The sequence below is a fragment of the Bacteroides salyersiae genome (assembly GCF_031172035.1).
GTDB classification, from domain to species: Bacteria; Bacteroidota; Bacteroidia; order Bacteroidales; family Bacteroidaceae; genus Bacteroides; species Bacteroides salyersiae.
The window spans coordinates 1,914,780-1,940,966 of record NZ_CP133452.1; the positions used below are offsets into that span (position 1 = coordinate 1,914,780).

Sequence of the window (26,187 nt, forward strand, 5' to 3'; positions counted from 1 at the left end):
ACGTGGGTGATTTCGTTGAAAGGGGAGTTTTAGGACAGATCCCCATGGACTTTTCTCTTTACTCTTTCCAATTCCCTCTTTTCAGATAATAAAGAGATAAACCCAGAAGCAATAAAGCATAAAGCTGCTCTGCCGTCCAGTACATGATTAATGGTAACTGTTCGCGGATGGATAGCCCGTACAAATACACCAGATAGACGATGATTGTGATTATTTGAAATACGAATGCCGTTTTGGTTTTTCCTGTCCCGATAATTGCATTGCAATAGGTATAGGCAGGAGCAGCCAGAAAAAAAGTGGATAGCATCAGTAAAAAAGGAGCATAGGCTGTTTCGATTACTTCGCTGCTGTTGGTATAGATCCCTAAGATGGGTTTGGAAAGGAGTGCTGCCGCCAATACGAAAGGAGTACCTACCGCGTAACTCAGCTTGACGGTTTTCCAACATATGGGTAACACATTGTTTACCTGTTGGGCCCCGATTAAATTACTAACCAGAGATATACCGGTCGTTGCAAACGAGTTGACGATTACAAACAGCATCACGGATACGCTTCTCACTACATTACCTGCTGCCAGTTGTCTCTCTCCCAAATGCTCTATGGCAATGAAAAACAGGAACCAGGGGGCGATACAGAAAAAAGAACGTATCATTGTCCAACTGGAAATCCGGAATAATTGACCGAGCAGTGGAAGATTGACTGTCGGCCGCCAGCCGTATTTCTTTTTATCTATCTTTAAGTGGGTGTAAATTACGATGTGTATCAGGGCTGCTATTTCAGCCAAAGAGGAGGCAATGGCCGCTCCTGCTATGCCCAAGCGCGGGAAACCGCATACTCCGAAAATGAGCAGGTAGTTTAAAGCCGCGTTGGTGGTCACTAACAGGATGGAGTTTGCCGTCAGTACCTTGGTTTGGGTTATTCCGACGAAGAACGCCCTGTATGCCAGTATCGGAAATACAAACAAGAAACTGTAATCCCGCCAGTCGATATATTTCATCACTGCCTGATAGATCTCTCCGGATGATATTACTTTCCGCAAAATGAGTGGGGAGGCTACTTTAGATAAAGTGAAAGTCAATATCGACAATGAAACAAGAAAAAGCAGTCCTTGCCAGAAAATTTCTCCCGTTTGGGCTAAGTTTCCTTCTCCGTTTCTCCGGGCAACGACTACCTGTAATCCTAAGCTGAAGCCGAAGCCAAGCATATAAATAGCGATGTAATACATTCCTGCCAAGGCCGAAGCGCCTAATTCTATTTCGCCTACATGTCCTAAGAAAACGGTATCGGTGAGGTTGATGAGTTGTTCCATCAACAGGCTCATCATCACCGGAAAGTTGATGAGCCAGATTTGTTTATAAGTAAAATTCATGGTTTAATTGCAAATAACGTTAGGAGAATGACCTTTTCAGTCATCCCCACAGAATGAATAAATAAACTCTCTATTATTTCATTCTGAGCGTAGCTATCTGCAAATTTGCCATTTCATGTGTTGAACAATCGGGTATTTATAGATCAGATGATGTGGCAAAGATACGAAAAACTTATTTATCGGCGTACAATCCGACATGGTTTCCCTTACTGTCGGCAAAAACACAGGAGTATCATGAACGCACCCGACAGGAATCGTTCTTTCCGTGACGGGTGCGGTAATATGTGCAAAAATAGCTTTTTGCTTTTTCCTGTGAGGAACACATTCAGCTTCGGAGCGCTGATTATTTGATATTCGGGTTTAAGGTGTGCCAGTCTTCGATAGCAGGAATGATACCCATCTCGATAACCTCATCACGTAATTTGCAGAGGTGTTTGTAACTGTTTTCCAGTTCTTCTTCTTCGATAGGGGTGCCTTCCACCTGCTTGTAGCTGATGCCGTTTTTAGTGATGGAGGTTTCCATCGCCATCATGATGTGGTTGAATTTTCCATCGGAAACATAGGTTCCGGCAGGCCACCGGAAAGGTGCACCGCCCATAGCAGCAGCGATCATTTCGATAGAAAGATAGGCCGGACTTTGGAAAGAGGAACGTCCGCGCAGGTCGATAATGTGTTTTCCGCCTTGAATAACACGTTGCTTGATAGCATCCCATTCGGTTTGCGGCAGGCGGGTAGTACCGATCCAGTTGATCAACGTATCGCCATCGACTGTAGTTGTTGAAGCAAATACGGCCATTTGCTCTCCGTGTCCGCCGTATGTGCGACAGTTTTGTATTTTGGAAGCAGGTATTTTGAAGAACTTCGCTAACTCATTTTGCAGACGGGTACTGTCCAATGCTGCAAGTGTAGAGACTTGTGAAGGCTTCAATCCTGAATAAAGCAAGGTGATCAGGCCGGTAATGTCGGCCGGGTTGAATACTACCACTACGTGTTTCACGTCCGGGCAGTATTGGCGGATGTCTTTACCGAACTGGGCGGCAATCTCGGCATTGCCTTTCAGCAGATCTTCACGCGTCATACCGGCTTTACGGGCTGCACCACCGGACGATACGATATAAGCTGCACCGGTCAGCGCCTCCTTGATATCGGAGGTATAGGTGAGATTGACCCCTTCGAATCCGCAGTGGTATAACTCTTCGGCTACACCTTCCAGTGCCGGAGCGTATGGGTCATACAAGCAGATGTTGGGAGTTAATTTCATCATCATGGCGGTTTGTGCCATATTTGAGCCAATCATTCCGGCGGCTCCTACAATCGTTAATTTCTCGTTGGTTAAGAATTCCATAATCTTATCTGTTTTTTGTAAATGAATATACTGTTTCTCTATTGACGATACAAAGATAACGACTTATCAGCCAGATTGTTCATTGAAAAAAGTTTTGGCTGATAATGAAAAGTTATATCGAGAGGGGAGATATGATTGAAATAAACTATCTTTGCAGTGATTTAGAAGTTTGTTTTAGTAGTAAGTAGATAGTTAGTAAGTAGTAGTAAGTAGATAGTAGTTAAGTAGTAAGTAGCTAAATCGTGAAGTTGTAAGTAGCTGGTGGTTGGAGACCTTTTCAGTATAACAACGCCGATATGTTGCATTGTTTCTAACTACTGATAACCTGTTTCTGACTACCATCTACTTACTACTTAACTACTGACTACTTACTACTAACAAATTACTACTAACAAATTACTGCTGAATAATTATGTCCATTGAATTAGGAAAGTTCAACCGTCTTGAGGTTGTGAAAGAGGTTGATTTTGGAATGTATCTGGATGGGGGTGACGAAGGGGAAATCCTGTTACCTGCCCGTTATGTACCCGAAGGTTGCCAGATAGGAGATATATTGAATGTGTTTCTTTATCTTGATAATGAAGAGAGATTGATTGCCACCACATTGACCCCTCTCGTACAGGTCGGTGAATTTGCTTGTTTGGAGGTGGCATGGGTCAATCAGTTTGGAGCCTTTCTCAACTGGGGGTTGATGAAGGATTTGTTTGTGCCCTTTAGCGAGCAGAAGATGAAAATGCAGGTTGGTAAGAAATATATCGTTCATGCCCATCTGGATGATGAAAGTTACCGTATTGTGGCTTCCGCCAAGGTGGATCGTTATCTTTCGAAAGAAAAGGCAGAGTATCAGCCGGGTGAAGAGGTGAATATTCTGATTTGGCAGAAGACGGATTTAGGCTTTAAGGCTATTATAGAAAACAAGTTCGGCGGATTGCTTTATGATAGTGAGATCTTTCAGCCTTTGCATACCGGTATGGTGCTGAAAGCATATGTAAAGCAAATACGTGAGGATGGCAAGATAGACTTGGTGCTTCAGAAACTGGGATTTGAAAAGGTGGACGATTTCTCGAAGACTCTGCTGGAATATATCCGTGAGCACGACGGGTATACACCTCTGAATGATAAAAGTCCTGCAGATGATATATACGCTGCTTTCGGTGTAAGTAAAAAGACATTCAAGAAAGCGGTGGGCGATTTGTATAAAAAACATTTGGTTGTGCTACAGGAAGACGGTATCTGGTTGGCATCCTCCTAACTGCAATAGGGAAATCCCTATATACGAATATAGATAATCATTAGGGTGGGGAGTTTCCTCACCCTATTTTTGTGGTATAAGAAAACACGGAAGTTGAATTACTTAAATGTATATAGGATATGAAAAAGATACATGTTTTATGGATGTTATTGTTTCTGGTGTTGAGCACAAGTTGTGTTTCTGTAAACCGGTTGATGAAAGTGCAGGAGGGTATGAGCAGACAGGAGATCTCAAAGATTTTCGGGACACCGGAATACCGCCGTTTTGACAGAGGAATGGAAGAGTGGGAATATCGAAGCCTGTCTCTTATTTCGGGAGAGTATAAAGTGGTGGTGATAACGTTTGAGGATGGAAGGGTTTCGGGTATGGATACATTTACGACGCGGGATTTCCAAGAACATCCTCTGCTGCCGGCACCTTGTATACATTAAAAATGGGATGTTTTCCTAAAAAAGTTTCACTTTTAAGATATAGGTTATGAAAAAGATACATACTTTTGGCATTCTGTTGTTGATGATGATGCTTGTCGGCTGTGTCACTGCCGGTGTCGGGTTTACGAATGAACAATTGGCCGGTATCCATAGGGGGATGACACTGGAACAGGTTAAGGAGGTACTCGGAGCGCCTGCTTACAGGAGTTTTGATGATAAAGGCGAAGAGTGGGAATTCCGTGTAATGGTACTCTCCGGATGGTCGGTTGTCCGGGTACGCTTTGTGGATAGTAAAGTGACGGAGATGAAATCTTATTTGGAGAGAGACAAAGATTGCCATACCAGAACGGAAAATAATAAAATAGAAAAGATATGATACGCAAATTGATACTCGGTTTTTGTTTTCTGCTGGCAATGTTTCCGGCAAGTGCTTTCTCTTTGGAGGGCCTCTCTGTTGAAAGCCCAAGAGAACAGGTGGTGGTATTTATTGATGGGAAGCAGGTGTGCCGGCCTACATATAGTTGTTTTATCGCTAACCTGCATGGTGGCAGTTATCGGGTGGAGGTATATGCCGCCCGTCGTGGAAACCGCTTTGAAAGAGAGAACTTATTGTTTGATGAGCGTGTTTATTGTTCGGGTAGGGAGGTGAAGGAGATCGTCATCGATGGTCCGGACAGACCGGAGCACAGACCGGGCAGGCCGGATAAACCCGGACACCGGCCGGATGGTTTCAATTCCAGGGAGCCGGTGATGAGCGACAGCTCTTTCAATCAGTTCATGAGCTCATTGAAAAAGCAGCCTTTTGAATCCGACCGTAACGCTTTACTTGACAATGCATTGATAAGTTCGTATTTTACTACCGACCAATGTATACGGTTACTGGAATTTTATACATTTGACAGTGAAAAGAAACCGTTCCTTAAGAAAATATATCCGAGGATTGCCGATAAGGCGAATTTCTTCCGGGCATTGGATAAACTGACCTTTAGTTCGGATAAGGAGGAGGTAAATCAGTTTATAAAGGTATATCATGAGAATAATAACTAAAAAGACTTACTGATTATGAAACGAATTATTTTAATATTATTTGCCATCGGGATAACTGCCATGAGCAGTGTGAGTATGGCCGCTATGAGCAATAGCAGAGTTCGTAAGGAGACGCGTTTCCTGACAGATAAGATGGCGTATGAACTGAACCTGAATACTGCCCAGTATAATGATGTCTACGAGATCAATTTCGATTTTATCTATTCCATCCGCTATCTGATGGATGACGTGATACGTGGATACGAATGGGCGTTGGATGATTATTATAATTATCTGGATGTACGTAACGACGACTTGCGTTGGGTATTGAGCGATGCGCAGTATCGACGTTTTCTGCAAGCCGATTATTTCTATCGTCCGATCTATGCAAGTGGTGGCGGATGGAATTTCCGTGTCTACATTACTTATACCAATCGTAACTATTTCTATTTTCCGAAACCCTACCATTATCGTAGCTATTCGGGAGGACACTACCGGACGCATTTTCACAATGTAAGCTATTATCGCGGAAGGTATAACCATAGTTATTATAGAGGAGATTATAGTGTGAGAAATGATCGGGTATATCATACGAATCGCCGCTCCGATTTCGGCTCGGTAAATATTCGTCCGAATACAAGCACAAGACCGAGTTCGAGACCGGGTACAACAACCACTCGTCCCAGTGTGTCTACTCGCCCGAGTACCGGTACAACCCGTCCGAGCACGGGCGCGAGTACCCGTCCGAGTACTACAACTCGTCCGAGTACGACTACTACCCGCCCGAGTAATACCTCTTCGTCATCATCGAGCCGGGAGAATTCGTCAAGTAGCCGAAGGGAAAATAACAGTTCGGGCAGCAGTACACCGGTAAATAATAACACAAATTCTGGGAGTAGCAGGCGCAGTAGCAGTTCTTCAACAAGCCGGACAACTACATCTCCAAGCAGTAGTAGCTCAAACTCCAACCGTAGTACTACGCGTAGCAGTACTCGTAGCAGTTCGGTATCCAACGGACAATCCAGTCGCGGTTCTTCTGCTTCAAGTTCTTCTTCCGGCAGTAGCAGCCGGAGAAGTTCTTCTTCAAATTCTTCCGAACGGGGAAGCAGTTCGTCAAGAAGATAACTAATACTAATAATATATGTGTACGGACCTAAGTGCCCGTTTAGGTAAAGGAGCCCATCGTTTCAATAGGAAGAAACGATGGGTTTCATCTTATTGGCACAATGTGTTCCATCCGGTTGGAACAATGTGTTTCATCTGGATGAAGCAAGTGGTTTCAATATGTTGAAACTAATCCGGATCCTAATCTTCCGAGTGTATAGGCAACTATAAACGGTCATTCGTATAATAATATCAGCTAAATATCGTTATTCTATAAAGTTATGGAACGTTTAAAGACATTTACAGATAAACGAGGAAGTCTGACTCTTCTTGAAGTAGGTCAGGATATACCTTTTGAAGTGGCACGTGTATTCTGGATACATAATGTACCTGAAGGACAAGAACGGGGACAACATGCTAATACGGAATTATCCGAGTATCTTGTGGCTGTAAGTGGTAGTTTCGATATCTGGACGGAGGATGAAACGGGGCGTAAATATTATCATTTGTCTTCTCCTTCCGAAGGCTTGTTGATTCCTCCGGGAATGTGGAAAGTAATGAGTAATTTTTCATCGGACGCTGTTGTGCTGGTTTTAGCTTCTCATCCTTATTGCCTGGACAATTATATTAATTCATACGACGATTTTCTGGAATATATAAAGAAATGATACCCGCTACCCAAGACTTGCAGTTGAATATAGTTCGTTATACAGCGGAGCAAAAGACTGTTTGGGATAGTTTTGTTGCTACCTCTAAAAACGGTACGTTTTTGTTTATGCGTGATTATATGGATTATCATGCAGATCGTTTTGCTGATCATTCTCTGATGTTTTACAAAGGAGGGCGGTTGATAGCTTTATTGCCCGGTAATGAGAGTGATGATACTTATTATTCGCATGGCGGGCTGACATACGGCGGGTTTATTCTTTCTTATCATGCCACTGCAACGGTAGTGTTGGAGGCGTTTTACCTCTTATGCCGCTATTTAAAGGGGACTGCCGGAGTTGGTAGGATCGTTTATCGTACCATTCCATTTATTTATCATAATTATCCGTCGGAAGAGGATTTGTATGCCCTTTTTCGGTTGAATGCCCGTTTGACAGAGCGGAAAATATCTTCTGTGGTAATACCGGAAAAAGGATACCCATTCAGTACTCTCCGTCGCCGTAAGTTGAAACAGGCTCGTAATCATGGACTGAAAGTCTGCCAGGATGAAAATTTTGATGCTTTTTGGCCGGTTTTGGAACAAAATCTCCAACAACGTCACGACAGATTGCCTGTTCATTCTTTGAAAGAAATGGTCTGTTTGAGTCGTCTTTTCCCGGAAGAAATAAAACTTTACCGGGTGTTGGACGGTGAAGAGACTGTAGGAGGATGTGTAATGTATCTTACCGGAGAAGTAGCTCATGTTCAGTATATTGCTTCTACCGGACAAGGCCGGGAAATGGGGGCACTCGATATCTTATTTGATTATTTGATTCATCAAATTTATACCGATAGGAAGTATTTTGATTTCGGGGTCTCTGTGGAGGATGGAGGCCGTTACTTGAATGAAGGGTTGATCTTTCAGAAAGAGGGATTTGGCGGACGTGCGGTGATGTATGATACGTATGAACTTTCTTTAAAATCTGTACTAAATGATTAAGTATTTTGATTTACAGCGTATTAGTGAATCTTTTGAACCGGAGCTATCGGAAACGGTGGTTCGTGTAACCCGTTCCGGTTGGTATCTTCAAGGAGAAGAGACCCGTGCTTTTGAAGAGGTTTTTGCCGGATATTGCGGAACCCGATATTGTATTGGTGTAGGAAATGGTTTGGATGCCTTGACCCTTATTTTTATGGCTTATCGCGAGTTGGGAGAGATGCAGCCGGGAGATGAAGTGATTGTTCCTGCCAATACATATATTGCTTCTATTTTGTCAGTGGTTCGTGCCGGGCTGAAACCCGTGTTTTGCGAGCCTTCTTTTGATTCCTGTAATATAGCGCCCGAAGCGATAGAAACTTTGATTAATTCCCGGACTAAAGCGATACTTCCCGTACATTTATATGGAAGATGTGCTGATATGCAACCTATATTGAATATAGCGGCATCTTATCGTCTGAAAGTTGTGGAGGATGCTGCACAATCGCATGGGGCGGTTTATCATGGAAAACGTACCGGTAATCTTGGAGATGCGGCCGGATTCAGTTTCTATCCGGCAAAAAATCTTGGAGCTTTGGGAGATGGCGGTGCAGTGACAACGAATGACCAACAGCTTGCTGCGATGATACGTTCTATTGCCAATTATGGTTCTTCTGCCAAGTATGTTCATCTTTGCAAGGGAATTAACAGTCGCCTTGACGAGCTGCAGGCTGCTGTGCTTCGGCTTAAATTGGCTCGTCTGGATGTCGATAATGAGCGACGCCGAAATATTGCCTGCCGATATCTTGATGGAATTAAAAATCCTCTGTTGACTTTACCGTCTGTCGATGACTGGAAACAACATGTATTTCACATTTTTCCGGTTTTTTCTTCTTGTCGTGACAGATTGCAAGCCTTTCTTGCAGCGGAGGGAATACAGGCACAGATACACTATCCGATACCTCCGCATAAACAGGAAGCCTTTACCGAATATAGCTCTCTGTCATTGCCGGTGACTGAACGAATACATCGGGAAGAACTCAGTCTGCCGATGTCTCCGCTGATGACGGATGAAGAGGCCGATGCGGTAATTGCCGCACTGAACCGGTTTGTGTAAGAAAAAGGAGAGTACAGTTTTTTAATGTGCTTCCCAAAAATCAACATATTGCTGTGCCACCTTTACATAGTTATGATGTTTTCTTACATATTCGATACTTTGCGCTGATAATTCCGGAATACGTTCCTTGTTTAATACGATGTATTCTAATTTTTGGAAGATATCTTCTTCGGAGGGATATACATTGATAATGGGACGTAGCTCTTTTTCATTTATTATTTCATAATTTTCTTCTTCTCCGCCGCCCAGCACAATCACTCCTTTTGCCATGGCTAATAATGAATTCATGGAAGGAGTGTATGAGTAGAGCTGGTCTAATTGTACATCAGCATCATCCATTAATTTTTGATAAATCGCGTACGGAGCATCGATCGCTTCTGTGATACGACATTGGTCCGGGTATTTTTTTTGTATCTCTTTTAAGACGGGATACATAATATCCGTTCCTTTTATATCGCTCCGTGCAGACTGGATGCCAATGAAAAAGTTTACTTTCTCAGGCTCTGTCCGTACACGGCTCGTAATATTGGAGTAATCGATAGGGAGGGGAATAAAAGTCGTTTTATCGGGAAAATAGGGAATATAGGCTACATAGTATTCCCATAGGCAAGCTATAATGCCGTTACAGGTTTGGGCAATTTCTTTTGTTGTATAAGCTGTATTCCCATAAAGGCATTCTTGAAGGATATTGTGATTGTTTGCAGTATAGCGTTCTTTATCTCCGATTTTGAATTCTGAATAGCGAAGGGCATTTGTTTTCATACATAAACTGGTCCAATAAAAGTCATTTCCAAAAGCACCCAAAAAAACTTTTTTATTGTGCTTACGCAGGTATTGGTAGATATACAAACATTTTTGAGCTTTTAGATGTAGGAAACATGGATTGATTAATTGCACCACATCGTATCCTTTTAATAGAGGAAGAACACGAAGTAATTGTAGTACATATTGTATGCCGTCTAATATACTATCAGATTGTCTTGTGAGAGAAATATCACGTTGATAATTTCTCCAACGGTCTCCGTTGGAGACAACACATACTTCGTGTCCTAACTTACGAAGTCCTTCCGCTAGTGTCCAATGCAAATTACTGAATTCTCCGAGAAGTAGTATTTTCATAAATGCGTTAATAAATTAATAATTGTTTGAGCAATGGTGTATTTCCAAGAATATTTATTCGCTGGAAGTGGAATATATTTGTCTACTGCAAGTTTCTTTGTTTCAGACAGAATAAAAGAGAGTGAACGCCGGTTAAGTATAAGTTGCTGTATATAGTCTATTGTTAAAAAATGTATTCTTCGTTGTAGAGCTTTTTGCTGAAGCGGAGTCACCTTGTACTCTGTTTCTAAAAAGCTACGTAAATAGGATAAAATATTGTAGAAATCTTTTACGTGCTTTAGCCCTTGTTCCTCGTCTCTTTGATAAGTAATAGATTGAGGGTGTTGAAAATATGCATATATATGCCAATTGGTAATAATCGTTTTTTGAGCATAAAAATATAGCAAAGCAACAAAAGCTTCATCTTCATGATATGTATTTTCTGGGAAAAAAAGTTGATGTTTTATTAATAGTTCCTTTCGCACAAAATGGATACAGGCAGCTCCCATAAAATTGCATTTAGCCATAAATTCTGCTCCTGATGTGTATATTGTATGTCGACACTTTTTCTTTTTTTGAGATTGATTGGCTTGTATTACTTTTTGGAACTTAAAAGATAAGACATCAGGATGTTCTTTTTCTAAGAAATCGAGACAATGAAGTAAAGAATTAGGAAATAAATAGTCGTCTGCATCTACGAAAAGAATATATTCTCCATTAGCTTGAAGAATACCATTATTACGGGCTGCACCTGCACCTAAATTTTTTCCATTACCATCTGCAATAATCAGTTCATATTTTTCTAATGGTATAGCTTGATTGTTAATGGAATCGATACAGTACTGCAACAAAGTCTTGTCAGCTTTTCCATAGAATGGGATAATGATGCTTAATTGAGGATTCATGAATACAAATATAATTGTTTTATTTAATATGTAGCCATAGTCTTCTAAGAGAAAAAACACAGTTTATTAATATTAATAAACTGCAGAATGTATATCCTGCCCATGGATTTATTGGTATCCCATAATAGATTGTAATAAAACTGACTATTGAAGTTGTCATTGTGAAAAAAAACAATCTAATAACTTCTTTGTTGAATTTAATGTTAAATTTGTAGCGGCAAATGCTGCCTACTACAATAAAATAACAAATATAACTAATAAGGAAAGCAATGCCAATACCTTTGATTCCAGCTAAAGTATATCCTATAATATTGCTACTTAAAATGATTATTGAAGATAATAGTTCGGTACCGAGAAATAAACGATGTGCTCCTTTAACGATAAGTATATATCCTAAACAGGTTGAAGTTACTTTGAAAATCATTCCCAATATAGCCCATGACAGAAAGGGAATGACTGGTAAGAAAGACTTTGTAAGGAGTAACTGTACGATTAAAGGAGCGGTAGGCAGAAAGATGGCAATTACCGGGCATAATATCAATAATGATACTACTGTCTGTTGATTCATGATGGAACTTAATTTCGTGTTTTGGGTGTGGACTGCTGCCAGACGCGGATAATAGTCTGTACTCATTGCCACAAAAATAAGACCTACATACTTATCAATTAACCCGAACCCGGATTGATAGATACCTACATCTTGCAGACCACCATGACTTCTGAGGTAAATATTAAATAAATAACTGACTAATGTACTGGCAAAACCGCTGATTGTGAGTATCGCTCCGATGGTAATGATGCTTTTACCTTCTTGGTAGATGGGGAGGGGAGGAGTCTTTTGCTTGTCACGAAATAGTAAAGTAGCGAAATAACCGCAGATAGAGGAAAGGATAATGGCGGCTACAATGCCATCTGTTCTCCATATGTAATATATAGGTAGGGAGATTAACAGGCCTGCGGATGCACCGATTAAATTGGCTTGTGCCAGAATCCGGAGACGCCGGAAGCCTTGGAAGATGGCCAATTCGCCTTTCGTTAGCGTATCAAATAGTAATGTGCAGGCTAACCACATATAAGCTCCTGTAAAATCCCGGTTACCGAAGCTCCACTGTGATAACCATGGGGAAAGAGTTAATATCACTGCTGAACCGAATAGTCCGGCATACAAACTCATTTGTCTCACCAAAGAAGCTGTTTGTGCCGCCTTCTGGGGATTGCCTGCGGCAGATATACTTTTTACTCCACCTTGATTAATCCCCAATCCTGTAATGCTTTGCACCATGCTTATGGTATTATTCAACAGTCCTAATAATCCTACACCGTCTACTCCAAGAAGCAATGCTACCACTTTGGTACGTACCAAAGTTAGCAGAACTTGAAAAGCTTGCACTCCCCCAAAGAGGGCAGTGGTTTTTACGATACTTCTATATTCTTTTTGTTGTTCCATAAAGCGGGAGACAAAGATAATTAAAAATAGTATACTGTCCGCATATAAGCGTACATGTGTTCATTTTCGTACATATTAGATTTTTGATTAATTACTGATAACCAGTGCGTTATTGCTTTGGCATATTACTTGCATTCATACACATGAAGACAAGCATCAAAAAAGAGTAGAAAAAAAACAGAAAATGATGCAACCTTTGAATGAATAGATACGTCTAATGTATAAATGGGAAAAAGTTTAACTAAATAAATAGATACGATTATGAAAGCAACAGTATTTTTCAGAATGATTGTTTTGGCAGCTATGGCAGTTATAGGCATTACAAATGCAGAGTTGAAAGCTCAGGAAGAAAACTTCGTAACTAATGAAATTAAAGATGGTGATCTTGTTACTTCAAAAGTGATTTATAGAATGGATGGTTCTCTTTACAGACATATGAAATACGATTTTTCTTATGATAACCAGAAGAGAATGACTGCTAAAGAAGCATTTAAATGGGATGGAAGTCGTGATAAATGGGTGCCTTATTTTAAGATAACTTATTTATATGGCGGCAATGAAATAACTATGGAATACGCCCGCTGGAATGAACGTCATAAAGCTTACATTGATTCGGTAGAGAAAAGTGTTTATGAGCTTAATGCGGATAATATGCCGGTGGCATATGTAAATTACAAGTGGAATGAAGCAGGGAAAGACTGGAGTTTGAATACTTTGAATAAATGCGACAATGATTTTGAACTGATAGCCATTGCTTATTAAACTATATTGTAATAAAAATAGAAAGAAATGTCAGGCTTCGTATTTCCGAAAGGTTATACGAAGCCTTTTATTATGGAATTATAATTTTAAGCGTGGTACACGATCCTCCATTATATACACGTATTAAATAGAATCCTTCAGCTAAAACATCTGTTGGCAGAATAAAATAACTTTCGGATGGGTGAACCGTATTCGTGACAATGATTTGTCCGTTGACAGAAAGAACTTCTACCTTATTTATATTTTCTCCTTTCAAGGTTAAGTAACCGTCGCGGGGATTACCGAAGATTTGAATTCTGTTTTTGGCGGTGACTTCCTGATGACCGTTTCCTGTTGTTTGTCCTAACATCAAAGTTGTGATGATCGGATCATGGTCGGAACAACGGTATGGGTCCGGAGAATAATCTGCAGCATATTTATAACCGAATTTACTTTGTTCATCTGCGTTAATATGCCAGGGGAATGCATCTGTTACTTGTTTACTCATGCTGATAGAAGCAATTGAATGATCCAGATAACCGGTAGCTCCGTTATAAACATAGCTATAATCCAGGGGAGAGAATTGTTCGAGCAGATTTGTCAAAGAAGCGTTTGTTAATATTCGGATGGGGTCTTCTTTGGAGTATGCGTTTAAATCACCCAATATCAATATATCCGGATCCTCGTAATAGCTGATCAGGGCATTCAATTCATTGATGAGTGTACGAGTCTCGGATTGCCGTTGAATATTTGAGCTTCCTTGCCCGTCGTATTGATCGGCATTGCTTCCGTTACCGCTTGACTTTGATTTGAAGTGATTTAATGAGATTATCAATCTTTCCTGATTCTCTTTCAGATCAAAAGCTTGTGCCACATGGCGGAGTTTAAGGTACGAGCCGATGGTACGGAATTCTTTGTAGGGTGTTACTTTGGTTGTATTGTAAACAAATACATTTTTAGTGTAGGTACTTTCGTGGCTATCTCCGCTATCTATATAAGCATATTTATCCGTTCCCTCTGCTTCATTTAGTCCGTTTACTATATCTTGTACGGCCGTTCTTCCTTCACCAACCTCGCAAAGAGCATATATATCTGCATTCATGGCTTTAAGGGCGGCAAGGATTTTTGTACGTTGCCTTGTGAACTCGGCTTGATTGGCTGCACCATATTGGGAATTCCATAAGGAGCTGTCCGATATATAAAAGTTTAAGTTGAAACTGGCTATTTTCAAATCTTTGCTTCATATACTTGTCTTTTTTAGTTTATGAAGCAAAGATAACTGATATTATTGATTATTCGATTGCTTTTCCTTTGTAGAAGTCGAGAATCTTGGTGCGGAACAGGTAGTCATATTTTGCTTGTATTTTGTCTGATAATGATTTTGTTAGATTTTGTTTGGCTTCATTGTATTCCACAAAAGTGGCTTTCCCGTTATCGAATTTCTCACTCATCAGACGGAAAGATTCTTCATTGGCAGTAACGGCTGCCATACTGCTATTGAACTTACTTTCGGCAGCTACAGCGTTGTACCATGCCTGTTGAATCTCTTTGTAAAGCACCTTCTTGGTGTTGTTCAGTTGCAGGGCAAGGTTGGTTTGCTGCAACCGGGCACTGCGAACACGGTTACGGGTAGCCAAGCGGTTGAATAATGGCACACTCAGATTGAATCCGATGCCTTTATTCAGATTATTTTTCAATTGAGAACCGAAGCTGTGTTCGGCAGAACCGTTCAATGTATAGAAATTTGTTCCTATACTTGCTCCGAAAGAAAGTTGTGGATAATAATTACTTTGAGCTATGCGTATGCTTTTTTCGCTTCCTTCCAAGCGGAATTGCGCAGCTCGGATACCGGGTTTATTGCTCAATGCCTCCGTATATATATCGTCCGGTGCTGTCAACGGAGCGAAGTTTACTACAGTATCAGGTTGTGCGAGTGTAAATCCTTCGGGGGTAGGCAGTTCCAATAACTGACTTAGATCCAGCAGAGCCAGCTGGTAATTGTTTTCAGCTTGTACCAGGCTCATTTCGTCTTGTGCCACACGGGCTTTAGCTTCGGCTACTTCGGCAGACGAAGCCTTTCCTACTTCGGCAAGGCGGATGATACGTTTGCATTGTTCTTTACTGAGTTCCGTCTGGCTGGCTGCTACCTTACTGAGTTCCATATTGAACAAAACCTGTAGATAAGAGGAAGTTACATTGATAGCAATGTCCTCCTTAGCCTTGTTCAGGTCTTCGATTGCCGCTTTAAGGTTCAGTTTGGAAAGTGCATACTGATTGGGCAGTTGCAGTCCGGTGAACAACGGAACATTGGTATTAAGTCCGAATTGTGTACTGCCACTGTTTACATCACTGTATGTATTGTCTTTGGGTGACTGTGAACGTCCCCAGCTCCAATTTTGCCCTGCCGAACCGCTCAGATTCGGCAGCCTTGCCCATTTTGCCGTATTTACTTCTATGGCATTTTGTTCAGCTTCATTGGCTGTCTGCTGGATTTCGATATTGTGTTCGATGGCATAGTCGATACATTGGCGTAGCGTCCATCCTTCCTGCGCCTGGCTGGTGACGCAGAGTGTGGCAAGAGAGAATATAATAAGTCCTTTTTTCATAATTTCCTGTTATTGATTTTATTATTTATCTTTCTTCTCCGCTCCACGGATTTTATCTTTCGCTGTCACGCCGCTTTTTATCTCTATCTTGATACCATCGCTCATGCCGGCAGTTACTGGTTTGCGTTGGAATTTTTGTTCCGGTACCGAATCTGTCATCACATAGACAAAAGTGGAGTCGCCACTGAACTCAATAACACTTTCAGGTACTGCTAAGGTCTGTTGGGCGCGTTGAAGCACAATTTCTGCATTTGCCGAATAGCCTGAACGGATTTGTACGCTGTCGGGCACGGATACTGCTGCTTTTATCTCAAATTGGTTAGCGCCGTTTTCCTCCACCCCTTTAGGAGAAATATATTCCAGTTTGGCATCGAATGTCAGATTTTGTAATGCGCCGATGGTTAGTTTTACAGGCATTCCTTCGTGAATACGTCCGACTTCCGTTTCGTCTATCTTACCTTTAAAAATCAAATCATTCATATTGGCCACCGTAGCGATGGTTGTTCCGTCATTGAACGTATTACTCATAATTACGGAGTTACCGGCTTTTACCGGGACATCCAATATCAGCCCGTCTATTGTCGAACGGATTAAAGTACTGGAGAGTGAAGCGCTGTTTTTAGTAATCCCTTCTTTGATAATTTCAAGTGCATCTTTAGCCGTCTGTACTTCTACACGCGCCTGTTTCAGTGCCACTTCGCTTTTTTCGAAGTCTTCGCGGCTGATGAGTTTGTCTTTGAATAACTTCTCTACGCGGTCAAAATCCGTCTGTGCCTGTTTCTCATTAATTTCCGCCAGGCGTACACGGCTTTCGGCAGAGTTTACCTGTCCTAACTCCGGGATTACCTTTACTTTGGCAATCACTTCACCTTTGCGGATGCTCTGTCCGGCTTCTTTGTATACTTCGTCAATGATACCCGAGATTTGAGGCTTGATGAGGATTTCATCGCGAGGCTCTACTTTACCCGTGGCCACTGTTGTTTTTTGTAGATCGGTGATCTCGGCGTTTACTGTTTCGTATACAACAACTTTCGGTCTTGATTTCATCCACAGGAATACAAATGTCCCTATGATACCGGCTGTTAGGACTACCAGCAATGTGATTTTCAGAAACTTTTTCATCTTAGTCTTATTTTTTGATTTTATATTTTTCTTTTTTATCTCTCTTTGATTTGCCAATTGTGATTATTCGTCACGGATGGCTTCAATCGGTTTAATGGCCATTGCCCGGTAGGCGGGTGCCAGTCCTGCCAGCATGCCCAATGTGATTAATAATGCACAAGTGCCCACAGCCAAACCGAATGTAACCTGGAAGCCGAAAGACCTCCCACTGTCACTGGTGATGGTCATATCCATCACTTGAAGTACTAATACGGCAAATGAGATTCCCATCATTCCGGCTATTGTGGTAAGTACCATGCTTTCAGAAAGAATTTGTTGGAGTATATCCTTGGGACGGGCACCGATCGCACGGCGAATACCGATTTCGGTAGTACGTTCGCGCACTGTTACCATCATGATGTTTGATACCCCGATGGCTCCTGCTAACAGAGTACCCAATCCTACCATCCAGATAAGAATGCGTATACCTGTGAATAGGTTATCCATCATTGAAAACATAGCCTCTGTGTTTAATACCATGATGGCTTGTTTGTCATCCGGTGATATGAAGTGTGCTTCTTTGATAATACGTTCTACTTCCGGCTGTATATCTGTCACTTTCAAACCCGGTTTGACAGTAAAGCAGGCCAACTCTATGTTACGTCCCAGGTTATAAGCCCGTTGCATGGTTGTAAAAGGCAATATAACAGATTCGGATGATTGCCCTTGGATGCTGATATTTCCTTCTGCCACCGATAATCCGATGACACGATAGTAAATTCCGTCTACGCGAATGTATTTTCCCAAAGGATCGGTGCCCGGTGTAAACAGGCTTTCATACACACGTTTCCCGATGACACATACTTTGCGCGCTTCGCGTATATCCACATCATTTATAAATCTCCCGAGGGAAATATCTTGTGCTTCGATATTTTCATATTCGGGATGTAGTCCTTTCACGATACAATCGAATTTTTTGTCTTCATATACCGATTTAGAGCCCCAACGGGCAATGGAAGGGGTGATAAGCTCGATCCCGTCTACATTTTTGCGTATACGTTCGATGTCATCGATATTTAAGCTCCACCAGCGTCCTTTACGGAATCCTTTGTAGGCCTCGCCTGTTTTCTGCGGCCATGCAAAACCGGAGTTTGTGGCGAATCCTTCAAACTGCACCTGCATGGCATTTTGCATACCTTGTCCGCCTCCAATGAGTGCCACGAGCATGAAAATACCCCAGAATACTCCGAATGCCGTAAGCAGGCTCCGGGTTTTGTTTCTTGTTATCGTGATAAGGATTTCCTCACACGTGTCTATGTCTATTCGCATCTTGAATAATTTGCCAATGTGCTAATTTGCCAATGTGTCAATTGGCTGTGCACGGTTAATTACTTAGTTATTTAATTTGTTATTCAATTATTCAATTTCCTAATTTCCCAATTTTTTCCATTGGCATATTGGCACATTGAATAATTGGCACATTATTAGTCTGCTCTGAGCGCTTCTATCGGGCTGATGGTTACTGCTTTCCGGGCAGGGAAGAACCCGGCTAAAGTGCCTGCTATGACTAATGTCAGAGTGGCTTGTATGGCAATTCCCAAATCTACCGTCGGATTAGAGAATACGGTTTCCGACCACATACCGTTATCCATTTGCTGGTTTCCGAAAGCGCTGTTCATCCATTCGGTTACTGCAATGCCGCTGACCATTCCTATATATCCGAAAAAAGTAGTGATTGCAACGCTCTCTACGATAATGAGCCATAAGATAGACCGTGGTTTTGCTCCCAATGCTTTGCGGATGCCGAATTCCCGGGTTCGTTCTTTTACGGTAATCAGCATGATATTCGAGACTCCTACAATTCCGCTCAGCAGTGTGAAGATACCTATCACCCAAATAGCTATCCGAAGCATATTCATGGCTCCCATGTTGCGCAGGTAATTGGTAAACCGGTTCCATATCCAGATGGCACTTTCGTCAGTAGGATCGAAGCGGTGGTGGGCTCCTAATACTTTGCGGTATTGAGTTTCAAAAGCCTTGTTGTCTTCTATTGACTTCAGATTTTTGGTGGTGAAAATGATATTGTTTACTTTATTTCCTTCATTATAAATGAGTTGTAGAGTTGTAAAAGGAATATATGCATCACTTGAACTGTTGTCTCCCTGGTCTTTATACAGCCCTACTACCTGATAGATAATCCCCCCTGTTTTTACGTTTTGTCCGATAGGTTCTGTATGAGTTTTATCGAAAAGGATTTCGGCTGTTTTGGTATTGAGAACAATCACCTTCCTGCATTGTCGTATGTCTATCTCATTAATGAACCGTCCTTTGGATAGTTTTACCGTTTCTACTTCCGGGAAATTCGGGAATACTCCTGTTAGTCTTAGGTTGACATATTCTTTACCAAAATTTAGATTGGTACTATTTTGATATAAGGTTGCACCGACTTCGATTACATTTTCTTGGAACTGTTCTTTGGTTATATCTAAGTCCTTGTTATCTAGCTTAACCCTTCGTCCTTCTTTCAGCCCTTCATACGATTTGGTAGTCCACCCGGGAAATATCTTGATAGAATTCAAGGCCCGTTCCGAAGACGATTGTTCGAACGCGTGGATCAGTCCGTTGCCTGCCCCTAACAGTACGATAAGCATAAAGATGCCCCATGCTACGGCAAATCCTGTGAGGAATGTGCGCAATTTGTTCCGTTTGATGGTACCATATATTTCTTGCCAAATGTCAAACATGATTTTATTTAGATTTATTCCCTATGGTCATGACCATTGTTTAATCTTTGAGTCCATAGGTACGTTTACGATTTACGATTGATATTATCGGTTTATATTTTGAGATGGGAAAGAGATGAACAAACAAAGACTATTTTTAATCGGAAATTGCCAATTGTCTAATCGTAAATCCTTTCTTTTTTCTTATTTCATTATTCCGTGTTGGCCGAAAGGAGATGCATCATGATCGAGGTTCTCCTCAATCCGTTCGATGATTCCGTCCTTGATATGAATAATTTTATCCGTTTGATTGGCTACACCGCTTTCATGTGTCACTACTACGATGGTCATTCCCGTTTTGTGGAGGTCTTTTAATATTTGCATTACCTCGACGGAAGTCTTGCTGTCCAGCGCACCGGTCGGTTCGTCAGCCAAGATAATTTGGGGTTGGGTGATCAATGCGCGTGCAATGGCAACGCGTTGTTTTTGTCCGCCACTCATCTCGTTTGGCATGTGATGCGCCCAATCTTTCAACCCCAACTTATCCAGATACTCCAATGCCAGGGCATTCCTTTTTTTGCGGCTTACCCCTTGGTAGAATAGTGGCAGGGCTACATTCTCCACAGCATTCTTAAAAGAAATCAAGTTGAAGGACTGGAAGATAAATCCTATCATCCGGTTTCTGTATTCTGCAGCTTTGGTTTCGCTGAGGTCTTTTATCAGTACGTTATTCAGGTAATAGTCACCGGTATCATAGTTGTCAAGAATGCCCAGTATGTTTAGTAAGGTGGACTTTCCCGATCCTGATGCTCCCATGATAGAAACGAACTCTCCACGTTTTATGTCGAGGTTGATACCTTTGAGCACATGGAGGGGAGCTCCATTGTAGTAAGTCTTGTTAATGTCTTTGAGGTGTATCACAATTTCTTTTATTTAGTTTGGCTTTTCTTATAATTTCTCCTATTAGACGCACGAAAGATACGAAAAGTTGCAAACAGAGTGAAGTTTTTTAAAAAAACATTTTGTAGACTCAATCTTCTTTACGTAATTTGTGTGCAATAAATTATTAATAAACTAACCCTTTTAAACGAACTATCATGAATTCAAACATGGAAAAACCCTACGTAGTAGGTATTGACATAGGCGGAACAAACTCTGTCTTTGGTATTGTAGATGCACGCGGTACTATTATTGCAAGCGGCTCTGTAAAAACTCAGGCTTATGAAACAGTAGAAGAATATGTAGATGAAGTATGTAAAAATCTTCTTCCTCTTATCATCTCACAAGGTGGCGTTGAAAAAATAAAAGGTATCGGTATCGGTGCTCCTAACGGAAACTATTATAGCGGAACAATCGAATTCGCTCCTAACTTGCCTTGGAAAGGTATTATTCCTTTGGCTGCCATGTTTGAAGAACGTCTTGGCATTCCTACGGCTTTGACTAATGATGCCAATGCGGCCGGTGTAGGTGAAATGACCTATGGAGCTGCGCGTGGTATGAAGGATTTTATCATGATTACATTGGGCACAGGTGTCGGTAGCGGTATTGTTATTAACGGACAGATGGTTTATGGTCACGATGGTTTTGCCGGTGAGTTGGGCCATGTGATTGTTCGTCGCGGTACGGGACGTATGTGCGGTTGCGGACGTAAAGGTTGTCTGGAGACGTATTGCTCGGCTACAGGTGTAGCCCGTACGGCTCGTGAATTCTTGGCTGCACGCACGGATGCCAGCCTTTTGCGTAATATTCCTGCAGAAAACATTACTTCAAAAGATGTATATGATGCAGCAGTGCAGGGTGATAAATTGGCACAGGAAATTTTTGAGTTCACAGGTACTATACTTGGTGAGGCTTTGGCAGATTTCATTGCATTCTCCAGTCCGGAGGCAATTGTGTTGTTCGGTGGTCTTGCAAAATCGGGTGATTATATCATGAAACCGATCCATAAAGCAATGGAAGATAATTTGCTTAATATCTATAAAGGTAAAACCAAGCTATTGGTTTCCGAATTAAAAGATTCTGATGCTGCTGTGCTGGGTGCCAGTGCATTGGCTTGGGAGTTGAAAGACTTGTAATCTTTTTAAGAGTCTACTTCATTATTATATAAAGGTAATAAAGCCCCGGGCGAACATTTGTTTGTCCGGGGCTTTTGCATGTTGCCATTTTGTATGTATGGACTTTATGATGTATTTGTCTTTTTAGGTAATAAAAACACCCTTTGGGGTGACAGGTCAGTGTTTGCTTATATACTATCTTTGCAATATCCTATTTTAAAATAAATTAATGATATTATCAATGCTTCAATAGGATATAAAGCATTTGTTTAGAGCTTGATAAGATCTTTGTTTAATCTGATAATTGTAAATTATGAAAGCAGTTAATTATTTGTTGATGCTGGCAGGTTTCTACCTACTGGTATCTTGTGGAGATGGTAAAGTATCTGATCGGGTAATAGAAGATACTGGAAATGCACTTTTAACTTTGGGAGGTACCGCACCGGATCAAGCCGCGTATAAAGCAGCCTATCTTCCGATAGGGGATGTAACTTTCGATGAATCGGCTACCATTAAATACGGATCTGTGGGAGAGCGCAATCTGAAAATGGAACAGTTTTTAGCTTTGCAGGAAGCGGGTTTGATTACTGTGGAGCAGAGGGAACGGGTAGGAGCGATTTATCGTATCATTGTCGGCTTGACTCCAGAAGGTGAAAAATACCTGAAAGGCACACCTTTAAAGCAGGGAAGCGTGGCGTTTGTTGCGATGAGAGGAGCCAATGAGAAGGTGGGCAAGGTGATTAGCAAGGAGTATGTCGGGGAAAATAAAGGATATGCTCACTATACAGTTGTTCTCACCAACATCACTCCGTTTGGCAAAATCTTGGAAAATTTTAAAGAGGGAGATATAGTGATAGAAAATGAAACCATGGAACTGATAAAGGATAAAGAGGGCAAATGGAAGCCTTACACAGTGCTGGATTATATGGCGAAGTAATATTATTAACATTATAAAGAAGTAAAAATGAAAAAGTTGTTTTATTTGTTTGCGCTTGTATATGCTTGTGTATCATTGGTTTCGTGTGAAGAAGAGGATAATGCGATCAAGCTGACAATCAACACATCGGTATACGATGTAGTGAAAGATTTGAAAGATGCGAAAGGCGATCTGTATTTCACGGATGAGTTGTCCGACGGTCTCCGGATTCGTGTTTCTTTTCTGGTTGTGAAGCAGGCAGGCAATGACGTCTCTATTGTTGCGAACGATAGCCGTTATCTCTCTAATATAAGTGCTATTGCTTCGTATACGACAGAAGAATTGGAACCGGGTGATTATAGTGTGATCGTTACGAGTGATTTTGTAAAGGGAAATATTGAATATAACCAGGTCTCGATCAACAAACAGTATAAGGGCCTGTCGGTTGAGTGTCTGCAAAGTGCAGGAGTCTATAATGCTTTCGGTACAGCTTATATGAGTGATATCGTGATGGATAGCAAAAAAGAAATAACGCTTAATACAGTGCGAAAAGGCGGTTTGGTTACTTTCCTGCTTAAAAATACGGACAAGATGACCGATGATTCATATACTTTGACTATGGAAAAGTTTACTTATACGGCTTATGGGAAATTTGGTGACGATTTTAGCTACAGAACAGAAGCGATGCAACACAAGTGGACTGCCGGCATGCCAGCTGTTCAGCATTATTGTGCTGCTACCGGAGCGGTAATAGACCCCATGACGTTGGGTTGGCAAGGCGATACTTATAAAATAAAATTGGGCAATGGAAAAGATGTGGTTCTTGAATTGGATTTTGCAACCGGCAAGGTAACTTCAAAATAAGCGGGTTATTATTCAATATCATATAGCTAAAGCCCCGGGTGAACTGTTTGTTTGTCCGGGGATTTTATTTGTACCCATAACAATAAATGGATCCTTTTATTGTTTATAAATATGAGGTGTTTTTTAACTCAATGGTGCGTTAGTCTGCTTTGAAAGAGCGGCTGCCCGGGCGTCTTTAGATAACAATTTTTTATGTAGAACTAATATATCTAATACAATGAAAAAAAGAAAAATGAAAGGATTATTTTATTTGTTTCTATGTCTATGCGTGTGCATCTCCTTGGTGTCTTGTGAGGATGAGGAGGATAACGCGATCAAGCTGACTGTTAATACATCGGCTTATGATGTTGTGAAAGGTTTGAAAAGTGTGGATGGGAATCTGTTTTTTACAGGTGAGTTGACAGATGGGCTTCAACTTCGCTTTACTTATTTGGTCTTGAAGCAAGGTGAAGAAGAAGTTTCTATTGTTGCGAAGGATACTCGTTATGTTTCTAACGTAAAAGATGTAGCCTCTTATACCACCGGAGAATTGGATCCGGGAGAATATAGGGTTGTAGTTGTGAGTGATTTTGTGAGGGGAGATAAAGAATTTAATTGGTTGGCATTTGATACTCAGACTAAAGGATTCTCAGTTATATGTGTGGAAAATGTAGGTGTTTATAATGCTTTTGGTGTAGCTTATATGGATGGTGTTGTGGTTGATAGTAAAAAGACAATAACGCTTAATACAGTGAGGCAAGGCTGCGTGCTGACTTTCCTACTTAAAAACAGAGATAAGATGATCGGCAATTTCTATAATTTGGAGGGAACAGATCATTTTAAATATACTATTTCCGGTGATTTGGAAGAGGAGTTGGATGTTTTAGAGAAAGCATGGGAAACCCAACGCGAATGGAACTCGAGCGTAGCGGATATACAGTATTATATTCCTGCTTTTGAAACTTTGTTCGTGCATTGGCAAGGCGATACCTTAGGCCTAAAACTGAGAGAGGTATCTGTACCTGTTGTGACATTGGAATTGGACTTCGCAACTGGAACAATAACCATGAAGCCATAATTGTAATACTAACATTCATTATCTTGTAATATTGGAAAATAAAAAAGAGAAAATTCCTTACGGAACTTTCTCTTTTTTATCTCGAATTGGAGATTATCGGAATTAACCGTTAACTCTTTTTTCTTTGATTCTGGCTTTCTTACCGGTAAGTGCACGCAAATAATACAATTTAGCGCGACGAACTTTACCTACCTTGTTCACTTCGATGCTGTCGATAGCCGGTGATTCGATCGGGAAAATTCTTTCTACACCTACTGTCCCAGACATTTTGCGTACTGTAAAACGCTTCTTGTCACCGTGACCAGCAATTTTGATAACAACACCACGGTACAACTGTACACGTTCTTTGTTACCCTCGATGATACGATATGCTACGGTTACTGTGTCACCTGCTTTGAAGTTCGGATGCTGTTTACCGGTAGCAAATGCTTCTTCTGCAATTTTAATTAAATCCATTGTTGTTATTATTAAATTGTTTTATCGTTACAACGCAACATATCAGGCAACTCTCTCCTAACAGCGATTGCGCGAAAGCGGTGCAAAGTAACGAATTTTTTGGCACACTACCAACATTTTTATCTATATTTGTAGAACGATTAAAAAAACAGTATATGAAACAAACTTATGCAAAGCTCTTTTCGGGAGTGGCCCTAACGGGGCTTCTGATGCTTGCTTCCTGCCAGTCACCTTATAAACTGGCAAGAATTGATGGAAGCATGATTACAATTGATTCAATATGGGACGTACATCCGGATACGGACGCTGTGGCGTTGTTGGCTCCGTATAAGGCTTCGGTAGATAGCGTGATGTACCGGGTGGTAGGTACGAGTGAGATGACGATGGACAAAGGGGCGCCGGAAAGTTTGTTATCCAATCTGGTGGCGGATGTGTTGAGAGAAGCTGCCGTACAGGTATTGGGTAAGCCTGCCGATATGGGATTGATGAATATGGGCGGGTTACGTAATATACTTTCGGAAGGTGAAATCACTTGTGGAAACATTTATGAAATATTGCCTTTCGAAAACTCCCTTTGTGTCGTGACAGTGAAAGGGAGTGTCTTGAAGGAACTGTTTGCATCCATTGCTGCCTGCCGAGGTGAGGGAGTAAGTGGGGTTCGCCTGGATATTACTAAAGACGGTGAACTGTTGAACGGTACTATCGGAGGAAAACCGGTGGATGATAACAAGCTGTACACGATAGCTACCATCGATTACTTGGCCGATGGAAATGACGGAATGAACCCATTGGTGAAAGCCGAGAACAGAGAGTGTCCTCCCGGAGCTACTTTACGTGGACTGTTCATGGATTATGTGGAGCAGCAGACAAAGGCCGGAAAGAAGATTACTTCTCGTATGGAAGGAAGAATTACAGTAAAATGATCATGAATAACGAATTTACAAAATAACCAGA

At 41.3% G+C, this 26,187-nt stretch carries 26 protein-coding genes; 14 read left to right on the forward strand and 12 right to left on the reverse strand.

Annotation, left to right across the window (positions count from 1 at the left end):
• Window positions 1-58: 58 nt before the first annotated feature.
• Both RB604_RS07005 and RB604_RS07010 read right to left on the reverse strand, forming a co-directional pair.
• On the reverse strand, window positions 59-1,369 hold the full coding sequence (locus RB604_RS07005; RefSeq protein WP_007478904.1) for an MATE family efflux transporter: 1,311 nt from the start codon (window positions 1,367-1,369) through the stop codon (window positions 59-61).
• A gap of 343 nt (window positions 1,370-1,712) precedes the next feature.
• The gene (locus RB604_RS07010; RefSeq protein WP_005926525.1) at window positions 1,713-2,714 is read right to left on the reverse strand and encodes a malate dehydrogenase; all 1,002 of its coding nucleotides are present in this window, start codon (window positions 2,712-2,714) and stop codon (window positions 1,713-1,715) included.
• 412 nt (window positions 2,715-3,126) lie between these two features.
• Here RB604_RS07010 and RB604_RS07015 point away from each other — a divergent pair, with 412 nt between their 5' ends.
• From RB604_RS07015 to RB604_RS07050, 8 genes are all read left to right on the forward strand, one after another.
• Window positions 3,127-3,966 (forward strand): CvfB family protein, encoded by an 840-nt coding sequence (locus tag RB604_RS07015; protein WP_007478903.1) that lies wholly within the window; start codon window positions 3,127-3,129, stop codon window positions 3,964-3,966.
• 119 nt (window positions 3,967-4,085) lie between these two features.
• Complete coding sequence (gene bamE / locus RB604_RS07020; protein ID WP_007478902.1) at window positions 4,086-4,397, forward strand: outer membrane protein assembly factor BamE domain-containing protein; 312 nt, start codon at window positions 4,086-4,088, stop codon at window positions 4,395-4,397.
• 46 nt (window positions 4,398-4,443) lie between these two features.
• A complete protein-coding gene (locus RB604_RS07025; protein WP_007478901.1) occupies window positions 4,444-4,773 on the forward strand; it encodes a hypothetical protein in 330 nt (109 codons plus the stop codon).
• A complete protein-coding gene (locus RB604_RS07030; protein WP_007478900.1) occupies window positions 4,770-5,444 on the forward strand; it encodes a proline and serine-rich protein 1 family protein in 675 nt (224 codons plus the stop codon). Before RB604_RS07025 ends, RB604_RS07030 begins: the two co-directional genes overlap by 4 nt.
• A gap of 15 nt (window positions 5,445-5,459) precedes the next feature.
• Window positions 5,460-6,548 carry a dermokine domain-containing protein gene (locus tag RB604_RS07035; protein ID WP_005926511.1) on the forward strand — a complete coding sequence of 363 codons (1,089 nt, stop codon included), beginning with the start codon at window positions 5,460-5,462 and terminating at the stop codon, window positions 6,546-6,548.
• Between the two features lie 260 nt (window positions 6,549-6,808).
• The gene (locus RB604_RS07040) at window positions 6,809-7,195 is read left to right on the forward strand and encodes a sugar 3,4-ketoisomerase (protein WP_005926507.1); all 387 of its coding nucleotides are present in this window, start codon (window positions 6,809-6,811) and stop codon (window positions 7,193-7,195) included.
• Window positions 7,192-8,172 (forward strand): GNAT family N-acetyltransferase, encoded by a 981-nt coding sequence (locus RB604_RS07045; protein ID WP_005926505.1) that lies wholly within the window; start codon window positions 7,192-7,194, stop codon window positions 8,170-8,172. The genes RB604_RS07040 and RB604_RS07045 overlap by 4 nt, the downstream gene beginning before the upstream one ends.
• The gene (locus RB604_RS07050) at window positions 8,165-9,265 is read left to right on the forward strand and encodes a DegT/DnrJ/EryC1/StrS family aminotransferase (protein WP_007478896.1); all 1,101 of its coding nucleotides are present in this window, start codon (window positions 8,165-8,167) and stop codon (window positions 9,263-9,265) included. Before RB604_RS07045 ends, RB604_RS07050 begins: the two co-directional genes overlap by 8 nt.
• A gap of 21 nt (window positions 9,266-9,286) precedes the next feature.
• Here RB604_RS07050 and RB604_RS07055 read toward each other — a convergent pair whose 3' ends face one another.
• Genes RB604_RS07055 through RB604_RS07065 form a run of 3 tightly spaced genes read right to left on the reverse strand, consistent with a single transcriptional unit; the run spans window position 9,287 to window position 12,715 of the window.
• Window positions 9,287-10,384: a glycosyltransferase family protein gene (locus RB604_RS07055; RefSeq protein ID WP_005926500.1), complete on the reverse strand. Its 1,098-nt coding sequence runs from the start codon at window positions 10,382-10,384 to the stop codon at window positions 9,287-9,289.
• A complete protein-coding gene (locus tag RB604_RS07060; protein ID WP_005926497.1) occupies window positions 10,381-11,268 on the reverse strand; it encodes a glycosyltransferase family 2 protein in 888 nt (295 codons plus the stop codon). The genes RB604_RS07055 and RB604_RS07060 overlap by 4 nt, the downstream gene beginning before the upstream one ends.
• A 19-nt stretch (window positions 11,269-11,287) precedes the next feature.
• Complete coding sequence (locus RB604_RS07065) at window positions 11,288-12,715, reverse strand: O-antigen translocase (RefSeq protein WP_007478894.1); 1,428 nt, start codon at window positions 12,713-12,715, stop codon at window positions 11,288-11,290.
• Window positions 12,716-12,976: 261 nt separating this feature from the next.
• On the opposite strand from RB604_RS07065, the gene RB604_RS07070 reads away from it, so the two are divergent.
• Window positions 12,977-13,477, forward strand: coding sequence for a DUF3836 domain-containing protein (locus tag RB604_RS07070; protein ID WP_005926491.1), 501 nt, complete (start codon window positions 12,977-12,979; stop codon window positions 13,475-13,477).
• 70 nt (window positions 13,478-13,547) lie between these two features.
• Here RB604_RS07070 and RB604_RS07075 read toward each other — a convergent pair whose 3' ends face one another.
• The 6 genes from RB604_RS07075 to RB604_RS07100 form a co-directional block, all read right to left on the reverse strand.
• Window positions 13,548-14,687, reverse strand: a complete 1,140-nt coding sequence (locus RB604_RS07075; RefSeq protein ID WP_229103547.1) for an endonuclease/exonuclease/phosphatase family protein — start codon at window positions 14,685-14,687, stop codon at window positions 13,548-13,550.
• Between the two features lie 61 nt (window positions 14,688-14,748).
• Window positions 14,749-16,062, reverse strand: coding sequence for a TolC family protein (locus RB604_RS07080; protein ID WP_055293441.1), 1,314 nt, complete (start codon window positions 16,060-16,062; stop codon window positions 14,749-14,751).
• Window positions 16,063-16,083: 21 nt separating this feature from the next.
• Window positions 16,084-17,184 (reverse strand): efflux RND transporter periplasmic adaptor subunit, encoded by a 1,101-nt coding sequence (locus RB604_RS07085; RefSeq protein WP_007478889.1) that lies wholly within the window; start codon window positions 17,182-17,184, stop codon window positions 16,084-16,086.
• A gap of 63 nt (window positions 17,185-17,247) precedes the next feature.
• Window positions 17,248-18,492: an ABC transporter permease gene (locus tag RB604_RS07090; protein ID WP_005926479.1), complete on the reverse strand. Its 1,245-nt coding sequence runs from the start codon at window positions 18,490-18,492 to the stop codon at window positions 17,248-17,250.
• Between the two features lie 155 nt (window positions 18,493-18,647).
• On the reverse strand, window positions 18,648-19,907 hold the full coding sequence (locus RB604_RS07095; RefSeq protein ID WP_007478881.1) for an ABC transporter permease: 1,260 nt from the start codon (window positions 19,905-19,907) through the stop codon (window positions 18,648-18,650).
• A gap of 183 nt (window positions 19,908-20,090) precedes the next feature.
• Window positions 20,091-20,807, reverse strand: coding sequence for an ABC transporter ATP-binding protein (locus tag RB604_RS07100; RefSeq protein WP_005926473.1), 717 nt, complete (start codon window positions 20,805-20,807; stop codon window positions 20,091-20,093).
• A gap of 176 nt (window positions 20,808-20,983) precedes the next feature.
• On the opposite strand from RB604_RS07100, the gene RB604_RS07105 reads away from it, so the two are divergent.
• From RB604_RS07105 to RB604_RS07120, 4 genes are all read left to right on the forward strand, one after another.
• Window positions 20,984-21,961 carry an ROK family protein gene (locus tag RB604_RS07105; RefSeq protein ID WP_005926469.1) on the forward strand — a complete coding sequence of 326 codons (978 nt, stop codon included), beginning with the start codon at window positions 20,984-20,986 and terminating at the stop codon, window positions 21,959-21,961.
• A 292-nt stretch (window positions 21,962-22,253) separates the two neighbouring features.
• Window positions 22,254-22,877, forward strand: coding sequence for a hypothetical protein (locus RB604_RS07110; RefSeq protein ID WP_055293443.1), 624 nt, complete (start codon window positions 22,254-22,256; stop codon window positions 22,875-22,877).
• Between the two features lie 27 nt (window positions 22,878-22,904).
• Window positions 22,905-23,720: a hypothetical protein gene (locus RB604_RS07115; protein WP_055293445.1), complete on the forward strand. Its 816-nt coding sequence runs from the start codon at window positions 22,905-22,907 to the stop codon at window positions 23,718-23,720.
• Window positions 23,721-23,937: 217 nt separating this feature from the next.
• Window positions 23,938-24,777 (forward strand): hypothetical protein, encoded by an 840-nt coding sequence (locus RB604_RS07120; protein ID WP_229103552.1) that lies wholly within the window; start codon window positions 23,938-23,940, stop codon window positions 24,775-24,777.
• A 102-nt stretch (window positions 24,778-24,879) separates the two neighbouring features.
• Here the strand turns inward: RB604_RS07120 and rplS are convergent, their stop codons facing one another.
• On the reverse strand, window positions 24,880-25,233 hold the full coding sequence (gene rplS, locus RB604_RS07125; RefSeq protein ID WP_005926460.1) for a 50S ribosomal protein L19: 354 nt from the start codon (window positions 25,231-25,233) through the stop codon (window positions 24,880-24,882).
• 155 nt (window positions 25,234-25,388) lie between these two features.
• Between rplS and RB604_RS07130 the strand changes: the two genes are divergently transcribed.
• Window positions 25,389-26,156 carry a 5'-nucleotidase C-terminal domain-containing protein gene (locus tag RB604_RS07130; RefSeq protein ID WP_005926457.1) on the forward strand — a complete coding sequence of 256 codons (768 nt, stop codon included), beginning with the start codon at window positions 25,389-25,391 and terminating at the stop codon, window positions 26,154-26,156.
• The last annotated feature ends 31 nt before the right edge of the window (window positions 26,157-26,187 follow it).

Bases quoted from the DNA above. Each gene is read 5' to 3' on its own strand.
- RB604_RS07110 (WP_055293443.1), top strand. From the start codon at position 22,254: ATGAAAGCAGTTAATTATTTGTTGATGCTGGCAGGTTTCTACCTACTG.
- RB604_RS07060 (WP_005926497.1), bottom strand. From the start codon at position 11,268: ATGAATCCTCAATTAAGCATCATTATCCCATTCTATGGAAAAGCTGAC.
- RB604_RS07090 (WP_005926479.1), bottom strand. From the start codon at position 18,492: ATGCGAATAGACATAGACACGTGTGAGGAAATCCTTATCACGATAACA.
- RB604_RS07040 (WP_005926507.1), top strand. From the start codon at position 6,809: ATGGAACGTTTAAAGACATTTACAGATAAACGAGGAAGTCTGACTCTT.
- bamE (WP_007478902.1), top strand. From the start codon at position 4,086: ATGAAAAAGATACATGTTTTATGGATGTTATTGTTTCTGGTGTTGAGC.
- RB604_RS07105 (WP_005926469.1), top strand. From the start codon at position 20,984: ATGAATTCAAACATGGAAAAACCCTACGTAGTAGGTATTGACATAGGC.
- RB604_RS07065 (WP_007478894.1), bottom strand. From the start codon at position 12,715: ATGGAACAACAAAAAGAATATAGAAGTATCGTAAAAACCACTGCCCTC.
- RB604_RS07095 (WP_007478881.1), bottom strand. From the start codon at position 19,907: ATGTTTGACATTTGGCAAGAAATATATGGTACCATCAAACGGAACAAA.
- rplS (WP_005926460.1), bottom strand. From the start codon at position 25,233: ATGGATTTAATTAAAATTGCAGAAGAAGCATTTGCTACCGGTAAACAG.
- RB604_RS07015 (WP_007478903.1), top strand. From the start codon at position 3,127: ATGTCCATTGAATTAGGAAAGTTCAACCGTCTTGAGGTTGTGAAAGAG.
- RB604_RS07050 (WP_007478896.1), top strand. From the start codon at position 8,165: ATGATTAAGTATTTTGATTTACAGCGTATTAGTGAATCTTTTGAACCG.
- RB604_RS07130 (WP_005926457.1), top strand. From the start codon at position 25,389: ATGAAACAAACTTATGCAAAGCTCTTTTCGGGAGTGGCCCTAACGGGG.
- RB604_RS07070 (WP_005926491.1), top strand. From the start codon at position 12,977: ATGAAAGCAACAGTATTTTTCAGAATGATTGTTTTGGCAGCTATGGCA.
- RB604_RS07030 (WP_007478900.1), top strand. From the start codon at position 4,770: ATGATACGCAAATTGATACTCGGTTTTTGTTTTCTGCTGGCAATGTTT.
- RB604_RS07115 (WP_055293445.1), top strand. From the start codon at position 22,905: ATGAAAAAGTTGTTTTATTTGTTTGCGCTTGTATATGCTTGTGTATCA.
- RB604_RS07045 (WP_005926505.1), top strand. From the start codon at position 7,192: ATGATACCCGCTACCCAAGACTTGCAGTTGAATATAGTTCGTTATACA.
- RB604_RS07035 (WP_005926511.1), top strand. From the start codon at position 5,460: ATGAAACGAATTATTTTAATATTATTTGCCATCGGGATAACTGCCATG.
- RB604_RS07085 (WP_007478889.1), bottom strand. From the start codon at position 17,184: ATGAAAAAGTTTCTGAAAATCACATTGCTGGTAGTCCTAACAGCCGGT.
- RB604_RS07010 (WP_005926525.1), bottom strand. From the start codon at position 2,714: ATGGAATTCTTAACCAACGAGAAATTAACGATTGTAGGAGCCGCCGGA.
- RB604_RS07120 (WP_229103552.1), top strand. From the start codon at position 23,938: ATGAAAAAAAGAAAAATGAAAGGATTATTTTATTTGTTTCTATGTCTA.
- RB604_RS07055 (WP_005926500.1), bottom strand. From the start codon at position 10,384: ATGAAAATACTACTTCTCGGAGAATTCAGTAATTTGCATTGGACACTA.
- RB604_RS07080 (WP_055293441.1), bottom strand. From the start codon at position 16,062: ATGAAAAAAGGACTTATTATATTCTCTCTTGCCACACTCTGCGTCACC.
- RB604_RS07005 (WP_007478904.1), bottom strand. From the start codon at position 1,369: ATGAATTTTACTTATAAACAAATCTGGCTCATCAACTTTCCGGTGATG.
- RB604_RS07025 (WP_007478901.1), top strand. From the start codon at position 4,444: ATGAAAAAGATACATACTTTTGGCATTCTGTTGTTGATGATGATGCTT.